Origin of the sequence: Actinoplanes awajinensis subsp. mycoplanecinus, assembly GCF_001509495.1 — a bacterium.
Classification (GTDB): Bacteria; Actinomycetota; Actinomycetes; order Mycobacteriales; family Micromonosporaceae; genus Actinoplanes; species Actinoplanes palleronii.
In genome coordinates this window covers 1-201 of sequence record NZ_LLZH01000274.1, presented here as the reverse complement: position 1 = coordinate 201, position 201 = coordinate 1, and the positions used below count along the sequence as shown (strand labels likewise).

Here is a 201-nt window from a genome sequence, read left to right as displayed (position 1 = left end):
GAACCGGGCCAGGACGTCCACACGCCCGTCACCGCTGACATCCGCGGCACAGATCGCCGTGGCGTCGTTCCACCCGATGCCCACCTGGTAGCGCTCACCGAACGTACTCGTGCCGGTCCCACCCGTGTGCGGATAGACGTAGAGATTGCCGTCGGAGAACCGGGCCAGGACGTCCACACGCCCGTCACCGCTGACATCCGC

Annotated in this window: 1 protein-coding gene; it reads right to left on the bottom strand. The window is 67.7% G+C overall.

Going from position 1 to position 201, the window contains the following annotated elements; all coding sequences use genetic code 11:
- Positions 1 to 201, bottom strand: a 201-nt coding sequence (locus ADL15_RS26140) for an FG-GAP-like repeat-containing protein (RefSeq protein WP_198171014.1), incomplete at both ends; no start/stop codon positions are given.